Raw genomic sequence first — 8210 nt, forward strand, 5'->3', positions numbered from 1 at the left:
GAGCCCCCGGCGCTCGCCTTCGGCGCCCCCGCCGCGGCCGCGCGCGGGCGGCCCGGCCTCGCCATCGCGTCCTGCACCGCGAGCGCCGCGCGCTGCGCCATGAGGTGGGCGCGCATCACCCGCTCGGCCTCCTCCGCGTCGCCGCGCCGGAGCGCGCGCATGAGCTTGCGGTGCTCGGCGAGCGAGGCCTCGAGCCGGCCGGGCACGCGGAGCTGGCGGCCGCGCAGGAGCCGCAGGAACTGGCGCAGCTCGGAGACCATGCGCGACAGCCACGGGTTCGCGGCGAGGTCCTGCACCGCCTGGTGGAAGAGGTAGTTGAGCTCGTAGTACCTGCCCACATCGTCCGCCGCGGCGCAGCGCTCGAGCCGCTCGTGGAGCGCCTCGAGCCGGCGGACGTCGTCCGGCCCGGCCTTGCGGACTGCCTCCTGCGCGCACAGCCCCTCGAGCAGCGCCATGAGCGGGAAGATCTCGTCGAGGTCCCGCGGCGTCAGCTCGCCGGAGACGAACGACCCGCGGCGCGGCGTGAGGCGCACGAGCCCCTCCGCGTGCAGCACCTTCAGCGCCTCGCGCAGCGGCGTCCGGCTGATGCCGAAGCGCTCGACCAGGGCGCGCTCGTCGATCCACGTCCCCGGCTCGAGATCGCCGGCGTAGATGAGCTGCCGGAGCCGCTCGGCGACCTCCTCGTACAGCGCGCGTTGGGCGATGCGCGTCATCGGGTCGCTCTCCGCTCAGAGGCCGAGGTACGCCGTGCGGATCTCGGGGTTGGCGGAGAGCTCCGCGCTCGTCCCCTCGAGCCGCACGCGCCCGGTCTCGATCACGGTGCCGCGCTGCGCCACCTCGAGCGCCTTGCGCAGGTTCTGCTCGACGAGCAGGACGGTCATGCCCTGGGCGTGCAGGTCGGACACGGTCCGCATCACCTGGTCGACCAGGATCGGCGCGAGGCCGAGGGAGGGCTCGTCCAGCATGAGGAGGACGGGCTCTCCCATGAGCGCCCGCCCGATGGCGCACATCTGCTGCTCGCCCCCGGAGAGGCTGCCCGCGATCTGGCCGCTCCGCTCGGAGAGGCGCGGGAACATCGTGAACACCCGCTCCAGGTTGCGCGCCGCGTTCGCGCGCACGCGCGGGTGGTAGGCGCCGAGATCGAGGTTCTCCCGCACGGTCAGCTGGGCCCAGAGATCGCGGCCCTCGGGGACGAGGGCGATCCCGAGCTCCGCCCGGCCGGCGGCGGGGAGACCCACGAGCGACTTCCCGCGGAAGCGGATGTCCCCGGCGCGCGGGCGCCGGAGCCCGGAGACGGCGCGCAGCGTGGTGGTCTTGCCCGCGCCGTTCGAGCCGAGGAGCGTGACGATCTCGCCCTCGCGCACCTCGAGGCTGAGGCCGTACAGGACCTGGATGTCCCCGTAGAACACGTCGATCGCGTCGACGCTCAGGAGGGGCTCGCTCACGCGCTCACCTCGTGGCCCTTGCCGAGGTAGGCCTCGACGACGAGCGGATCGCGGACCACCTCGGCCGGCAGGCCCTCGGAGATCTTCTTGCCGTGGTCGAGCACGGCCACCCGGTCGGAGAGCGACATCACCGCCGGCATGACGTGCTCGATCATGATGACCGAGACCTTCCGCTCGTCGCGGATGCGCCGGATGAGCGCGGCGAGCTTCATCGCCTCGGCGGGGTTCACGCCGGCGATGACCTCGTCGAGCATGAGCACCCGGGGCACCGTGGCGAGGGCGCGCGCGAGCTCGAGCCGCTTGCGGCCCGAGAGGGTGAGCGCGCCGGGGAGCTGGCCGGCGCGGTCGGCCAGGCCGACGAACTCGACGATCTCCGCGGCGCGCTGGCGCGGCGTGCCCTCCGCGCGCCAGCTGCCGTGGATCGCGCCGACGGCGACGTTCTCGGCCACGGTGAGGTTCGGGAAGGGCCGCACGATCTGGTGCGTGCGGACGATCCCGGCGCGCACCACGCGGTGCGCGGCGTACCCCGAGACGCGCCAGCCCTGGAGCCGGACCTCGCCCGAGGTCGGCCGGATCGAGCCCGCGATGAGGCTGAAGAGCGTGGTCTTCCCGGCGCCGTTCGGGCCGATGACGCCGAGGATCTCGCCCTCGTTGAGCTCGAGCGTGACCTCGTCGACGGCCTTGAGGCCGCCGAAGCTCTTCGAGACCGCGTGGCAGCTGAGGAGCGGTGGCATGGGGTCGGTCAGGCGAGCGACTCGCGCGGCTCGCGGCGCGCGCGGCGCCGCACGGCGCGGGCGAGGCGCAGCGCGAGGCCGGTGAGCCCGAGCGGCTCGAAGAGGATGATGAAGATGAGGAGGAGCCCGTAGAGGCCCAGGTAGAGCTGCGGGTAGGAGGCGAGCAGGAACTGGCGCAGCAGCACGAACACGATCGCGCCGAGCACCGGTCCGAGGACCGTCCCCACCCCGCCGATCACCGACATGAGGACGAAGGCGATCGAGCGATCGAAGCCGAACATGTCGCCCGGCTCGATGAAGCTGAAGTACGCGGCGTAGAGCCCGCCGGTGATGCCCACCACCACCGCGGACAGCGCGAAGACGAGGTCCTGGTAGAAGGTCGCGTTGACCCCGACGTCTGCGGCGGCGTCCACGTCGGCCTTGATGGCGAGGAGCTGCAGCCCGAGCGTCGAGCGACGGATGAGGAACGACGCCGCCACGACCAGGGCCGCGAGCCCGAGCCCCCAGAAGTAGAGCCGGTCCTTCATCTCCACGTCGATGGGCAGCGAGAGGCCGGAGGAGCCGCCCGTGAAGTCCTCCCAGTAGGTGAACAGGAGCCGGGCCGCCTCGCCCACGCCGATGGTGGCGATCGAGAAGTACGGCCCGCGCAGCCGCAGCATCGGGTGCGCGCCGAGCGAGAAGATGCCCGCCGCGATCCCGCCCACCAGCCAGGCGAGCGGCGCCGGCGCGGGCGGCTCCATGATCATGAGGCGCGCCGCGACGAACCCGCCCACGCCGAACAGCGCCGCGTGGCCGAAGCTCACCTGCCCCACGAAGCCGCCCATCCAGTTCCAGGCGAGCGCGCCCGAGATCATCAGGAAGGCGAGCGTGACGAGGTTCTTCGAGTAGATGGAGAGGTCGAGCGCGGCGGGCGCGACGGCGAGCGCGGCGACGACGAGGACGAACGCCGCCAGCGCCCAGCGCGGCACGATCGGAGGCCAGGCGAACTTCATCCGAGCACCCGCTGGCCGAAGAGCCCGCCCGGCCGGAACACGAGGACGAGCACGAGCATGACGAAGCCGACCGCCGCCGTGAGGTAGGAGGGGAGCACGAGGATCGCGAACACCTCGACCACCGCGAGGACGAGGGCCGCGATCCCGGTCCCGAACACGCTGCCCAGGCCGCCGAGCACCACCACCACGAACGACTTGAGGAGCTCGCCGGACCCGAACCCGGGGTTGAACGAGAAGATCGTCGCGGAGAGGAGCCCCGCGAGCCCGGCGAGGGCCGTGCCGAGCCCGAAGGTGATCGTGTAGATGCGCTCCACGTCGATCCCCACGAGCGTGCAGCTGTCCGCGTTCTGCGCCACGGCGCGGATGGCGCGGCCGAGGTACGTCCGCTTGAGCAGGAGCTGCAGCGCCGCCGGGGTGACGACCGCGATCGCGAGCACCGCGAGGCGGTTCACCGAGACGTACGAGCCGAGGAGCGGGATCGCCCGCGTCGAGTAGGCCGTCCGGATGGTCTGGTCGTTCCCGCTGAAGAGCAGGTACGCCGCGTTGCGGAGGACGAGCCACACGCCGAAGAGGAGCAGGAGCGAGGCGGGCCCGCCCGCGGCGCCGCGCGGCAGGTGGCGCACGAGCACCCGGTAGGTGAGGACGCCGAGCAGGAACGTGACGCCCACGACGAGCGGGATGGCCAGGTAGGGGTCGAGCCCCAGCCACCCGTGGAGGATCCAGCCCAGGTAGGCGCCGGCCATGATGACCCCGCCATGGGCGAGGTTCACCACGCGGAGCACGCCGTAGATGAGGCCGAGCCCGTACGCCATGGTGGCGTAGAGCCCGGCGAGCAGCACCGCGGAGACGGCGAGGTCGACGAAGCGGTCCACGGGATCACTTCGCGCAGCGCGGGTTCGGGGCGACGCCGGCGGCGCTCGCCACGTCCTTCGGGAAGATGATGGGCGAGGTGCCGTCCGGCTGGTTCTGCTGCACCACGAACGAGTTCTGCGCCTGCTGCCCGAACTCGGCCTTGAACTCGAGGGTCCCGCCGGGCAGGAGCGACGGCATCTTCATCGACGCGAGCTTGGCGCGCACCGCCTCCCGGTCGACCTTGCCCGCCTGCTGGATGGCGGTGAACAGGGCACGCGCGCTCTCGTACGCGAGCGCCTGGAACCACTCCGGCTCGCGGCCGCCGTACTTCGCCTTGAACGCCTTCACGAACTCCTGCGAGGGGCCGGGCTTCGTCCCGAGCTGCGCGTTCCACCAGACGCCGGAGAGGACGTAGTTCACGTTCTCCTGCCCGAGCGCCTTCACCGCGTCCTTCTCGCCGCCGCGCGCGCCGTAGCTCACGACCTTGTGGCACATCCCGTTCGCCACGTACTGACGGTGCATGGTGATGTAGTCGGGCAGGTGGGCGTCCACGAGGAACAGGTCCACGTTCGCGGCCTTCACCTTCCCGAGGAGCGCCCCGAAGTCGCGCGCGTTGAGCTCGAACGACTCGTCGACCACGACCTGGTACGCGCCGCCGCTCTTCCCGGCGAAGTCGGAGACGCCCTTGCGGAAGTCCTTGCCGTGCGCGGTGTTCTCCCACAGGAGCGCGATCTTCGCGGGCTTCGGCAGCTTGCCGGCCTTCTGCTGCTCGTCCATCCACTGCATGAGCGTCCCGCCGAGCAGCTCGACGGGGGAGATGAGGCCGAAGAGGTACTTGAACTTGCGCTTGTAGATCTTGGTCGCGCCGCCGCCGCCGTTCACGTACGGCACGCGGTTCTGCTCGGCGACCGTGCTCTGCGCCTCCACGAGGTGGCTCGCGTAGGTGCCCAGGAGGAAGTCGACCCGGTCGCTGTTCACGAGCCGGTCGGCGAGGCTCACCGCCGACGCCTGCGTGCTCGTGTCGTCGAGGAGGAGGAACTGCACCGGCAGCTTCTTGCCGCCGACCTCGAGGCCGCCGGCCTTGCTCACCTGCTCGAACGCGAGGTCGTAGCCCTCCTTGAAGAACCCGCCGACGCGGGCCTCCGCGCCGGTGAGCGGCAGCGTCGCGCCGATCAGGATCTTGTCCTTGTCGGCGGCGGCCGCGGCGCCGGGGAGGGCGGCGGCCGCGGCGAGCGCGGCCAGCGCGAGGAGCAGCGGGGCGTACGGCCGGCGGGGGTTGCGAGTGCTCATGAGCGCCTCCAGGGCGAAGGAGAGCCGCGTCTCCGTAATTATGGATTACGGCTTCGCGACACGATGGTCCCGGCGCAACGCGAAGATCCACCTGGGCCCCAACGGAGACCCGGGCCCGCGGCGACGGGCCTTACACTCCGGGGACATGCACCCGCTCCTCCCCGAGCTCGCGGCGCGCGGCGGCCGCGTGGCGCTGCGCGTCATCGCGAGCGCCGGCCCGGCGGCCGTGACGCGCGCCGGCGCCGCGCCGCGTCGCGCCGACGTCTCCTACGCCGAGCTCGACCGCGCCGCGCGCGCCCACGCGGCCCGCCTGCTCCAGGACGGCGTCCGCGCAGGCGAGCGCGTCGCGCTCTGGGCGACGCCCGAGCTCGCGACGATCGCCGCCGTCATCGGCGACGCGCTCGCCGGGGTGGCGACGGTGCCACTCAACCCGGCGCTCGGCGAGGGCGAGCTCGGCCACGTGCTCGCCGACGCCGCGCCGCGTCTCGTCCTCGCGGCCGACCCCGCCTCCTTCCGGGCGCGCACGCCGGACGTCCGGGGGATCACGCTCGACGGCCCGGGCGCCTCGCCGCCGGCGCCCCGCCCGGACGACCCGCTCCTCGTGCTCTACACGTCGGGCACCACCGGCAAGCCGAAGGGCGCGATCATCACGCACCGGAACGCCGCGTTCGACCTCGACGCGCTCGTGTCGGCGTGGGGGTGGACGGATCGCGACGCGCTCGTGCACGCGCTGCCGCTCTTCCACGTGCACGGCCTCGTCCTCGGCGTGCTCGGGTCCCTGCGCGTCGGGGCGTCGATCCTGCTCCTCCCCCGCTTCACGCCGGAGGGGGTGTGCGCGGCGATGGAGGGCGGCGGCACGATGCTCTTCGCCGTGCCCACGATGTACCACCGGCTCGCCGAGCACTGCGAGGCGAGGCCAGACGAGGCGCGGCGGCTCGGGTGCGCGCGGCTCCTCGTCTCGGGGTCCGCGGCGCTGCCCGTCCGCGAGAACGACCGCCTGTTCCGGCTGTTCGGGCAGCGCGTCGTCGAGCGCTACGGCCTCACCGAGACGCTCATCCTCACCGCCGCGCGCCACGACGGCCCGCGCACGCCGGGCGCGGTCGGGCCGCCGCTGCCCGGGGTCACCCTCCGCCTCGTGGACGACGCGCGGCGCCCGCTCGAGCCGGGCCCCGACGTCCTCGGCGAGGTGGCGGTGAAGGGCCCGACGGTGTTCGCGGGCTACCTCAACCGGCCGGACGCGACGGCCGCGGCGATGGACGCGGACGGCTTCTTCTACACGGGAGACATCGCGTCGATCGGGCCGGGCGGCGAGGTGCGCATCGTCGGCCGCCGCGCCACCGACCTCATCAAGACCGGCGGCTACAAGGTCGGCGCCGGGGAGGTGGAGGCGGCGCTGCTCGAGCACCCCGCGGTGCGGGAGGCGGCCGTGATCGGCGTCGCCGACGAGGATCTCGGCGAGCGGATCGTGGCGTTCGTGGTCCCCGCCCCGGGCGCGGCCCCGCGCCCGGAGGAGCTCGCCGAGCACGTCGCCCGGCTCCTCTCGCCCCACAAGCGCCCGCGCGCGGTGCGGCTCGTCGAGAGCCTGCCGCGGAACGCCATGGGGAAGGTGCTGAAGAAGGAGCTCGCGGCGCTCGGCTGAGCGCGGCGCCTACGGCGCGCGACGGCGGCTCACTCCCAGATCAGGTACAGCGTGCGGTGCTTGCCGATGAGGTCCGCGAGCCCGGCGATCGGGTTCGAGTGCCCGGCGACGAGGTCGGGCGCGATCTCGGCCGCCCGGCGCGCGATCTTCTCCGGGTCCTTCGGCTGCCGCTGGAACCGCCCGGCGACGTAGTCCGCCCCGATCTCGTACAGCTCGAACGCCTCGTCCCGCTCCAGGGTGGAGAGCCACGCCACGATCTGCTCGCTCGTCACCCCGCGCTTCGGGCCTGCCGTGCCGATGCGGCGGATCACGACGTTCGGGTCGGCCGTCGCGAGGAGGCCCACGAGGTCCTTCTCGCCAGCGAGGCCGAAGCTGCGCTCGTAGCGGAACAGGTAGACCCCGGCCTTGCGGAACGTCGTGTGGCTGCCCGCGAGCAGCCGCTCCGCGGTGCGGGTGTCGACCGCGAAGGCACGGCCCTCGGAGAGCGGGATCGGCTTGACCTCGCTGTCGATCTGGCCGCCCTTCACGCCCGCGGCGTCCTCGACGAGCTTCACGGCGGCCGCGAAGCTCTTCGGGGCGGGGAGCACGATGGGCTGGGCCTCGGCGGCCGGCGCCTCGGGAGCGGCCGCGACCGCCGCGGCCGTCGACGGCTCCGCGCGGACGCCGAGCGGGCCCATCGCGAGGAGCGTGGCGGCCGCGAGGAACCGGCGGGCGAAGACGTTCGTGCGAGCACGATCGAGGCGGCGGGACGGTTGCGTCATGGAGGCTCCCTTTTGCCGCACGCGAACGGCCGTGCGGCAGAGAGCCGCAATCTACACGCCCCTATCGGCATGATCGACTTTGCGTCCCCCGCGCACCGGCCCCCACAGCGGAGCTGGGCCGCCCGGACGGGCCGGGCGGTCCAGACCTACCCGCTATCGCCCGCGCCAGCCGGGAGGCGGCTCGGCGTAGCCGCGCTCGCGGAACGGCTCGGCGGTCTCGCGCAGCCAGGCCTCGCGCCGCGCCGCCCAGCGGCCGTCCACGTCGATCCCGAGCGCCGCGAGCCCCTCGCGATCGTCGTAGCGGAGGGCGAGCACCGCCTCGGGCTTCGCGCTCGCGCGCTCGAAGCGGACCGTGCGCACGTGGGAGGCGTGCTCCTCCGCGAACTCCGTGCCGAGCCCCGGCCGCGCCGTCGCGCGCGCACCGGGGGACGGCTCCGGCGCGAGCGCTCGCGCGCCGGCGGAGGCCTGCGGCGCCGGGGCGGCGTCCGCGTGCGCCT

9 protein-coding genes are annotated in these 8210 nt (G+C 73.6%); 1 reads left to right on the top strand and 8 read right to left on the bottom strand.

The window, feature by feature from the left end:
* The 6 genes from MNY60_RS22665 to MNY60_RS22690 form a co-directional block, all read right to left on the bottom strand.
* Nucleotides 1–713, bottom strand: a 713-nt coding sequence (locus tag MNY60_RS22665) for a GntR family transcriptional regulator (protein ID WP_242361983.1), incomplete at its 3' end; no start/stop codon positions are given.
* A 15-nt stretch (nucleotides 714–728) separates the two neighbouring features.
* Complete coding sequence (locus tag MNY60_RS22670) at nucleotides 729–1445, bottom strand: ABC transporter ATP-binding protein (protein WP_242341420.1); 717 nt, start codon at nucleotides 1443–1445, stop codon at nucleotides 729–731.
* The gene (locus tag MNY60_RS22675) at nucleotides 1442–2179 is read right to left on the bottom strand and encodes an ABC transporter ATP-binding protein (protein WP_242341421.1); all 738 of its coding nucleotides are present in this window, start codon (nucleotides 2177–2179) and stop codon (nucleotides 1442–1444) included. The genes MNY60_RS22670 and MNY60_RS22675 overlap by 4 nt, the downstream gene beginning before the upstream one ends.
* Nucleotides 2180–2187: 8 nt before the next feature.
* Entirely contained in the window at nucleotides 2188–3171 is a 984-nt protein-coding gene (locus tag MNY60_RS22680) for a branched-chain amino acid ABC transporter permease (RefSeq protein ID WP_242341422.1), read from the bottom strand.
* Nucleotides 3168–4043, bottom strand: a complete 876-nt coding sequence (locus MNY60_RS22685; RefSeq protein WP_242341423.1) for a branched-chain amino acid ABC transporter permease — start codon at nucleotides 4041–4043, stop codon at nucleotides 3168–3170. Before MNY60_RS22685 ends, MNY60_RS22680 begins: the two co-directional genes overlap by 4 nt.
* Before the next feature lie 4 nt (nucleotides 4044–4047).
* Nucleotides 4048–5313 carry an amino acid ABC transporter substrate-binding protein gene (locus MNY60_RS22690; protein WP_242341424.1) on the bottom strand — a complete coding sequence of 422 codons (1266 nt, stop codon included), beginning with the start codon at nucleotides 5311–5313 and terminating at the stop codon, nucleotides 4048–4050.
* Between the two features lie 145 nt (nucleotides 5314–5458).
* Here MNY60_RS22690 and MNY60_RS22695 point away from each other — a divergent pair, with 145 nt between their 5' ends.
* Nucleotides 5459–6952, top strand: a complete 1494-nt coding sequence (locus tag MNY60_RS22695; RefSeq protein WP_242356866.1) for an AMP-binding protein — start codon at nucleotides 5459–5461, stop codon at nucleotides 6950–6952.
* Between the two features lie 29 nt (nucleotides 6953–6981).
* Here MNY60_RS22695 and MNY60_RS22700 read toward each other — a convergent pair whose 3' ends face one another.
* Together MNY60_RS22700 and MNY60_RS22705 are read right to left on the bottom strand one after the other, a co-directional pair.
* Nucleotides 6982–7713 carry a DUF4253 domain-containing protein gene (locus MNY60_RS22700; RefSeq protein WP_242341568.1) on the bottom strand — a complete coding sequence of 244 codons (732 nt, stop codon included), beginning with the start codon at nucleotides 7711–7713 and terminating at the stop codon, nucleotides 6982–6984.
* Between the two features lie 153 nt (nucleotides 7714–7866).
* The coding region (locus MNY60_RS22705; protein WP_242361986.1) for a hypothetical protein at nucleotides 7867–8210 on the bottom strand (344 nt) is incomplete at its 5' end.

The sequence above is a fragment of the Anaeromyxobacter sp. SG17 genome (assembly GCF_022690695.1).
GTDB lineage: Bacteria > Myxococcota > Myxococcia > Myxococcales > Anaeromyxobacteraceae > Anaeromyxobacter > Anaeromyxobacter soli.